Here is a 335-nt window from a genome sequence, read left to right on the forward strand (position 1 = left end):
GACCCCGACCTATCGTCATCAGGTGTTCGAACTGCCCAAAATCGCCCTGGATATCACCGAATATCAACTGTTTCATGGCCGCTGTCAGCGTTGTCATCACACCGTCCGGGCTACGTTACCCGACGATGCGCCTTCCGGACAACTGGGGCCCCGTTTGATGAGCCAGATAGCGGTTCTGTCGGGACAATACCATCTGAGCATCAGTAAGATACAGCGCCTGATCTGGGACACTTATGGCATCCACTTTTCCACGGGCCTTATCTCTGAAGCGCAGGGGCGGATCAGTTCAATGTTGACGCCGCTGCATCAGGCGTTAGGGCATTATGTCAGGCAAT

1 pseudogene is annotated in these 335 nt (G+C 54.6%); it reads left to right on the plus strand.

Annotated elements, in window-relative coordinates:
- Positions 1-335, plus strand: a pseudogene (locus AAC854_RS23380) (IS66 family transposase); the annotation flags it as partial.

This window comes from Xenorhabdus entomophaga (assembly GCF_037996725.1).
GTDB classification, from domain to species: domain Bacteria; phylum Pseudomonadota; class Gammaproteobacteria; order Enterobacterales; family Enterobacteriaceae; genus Xenorhabdus; species Xenorhabdus khoisanae.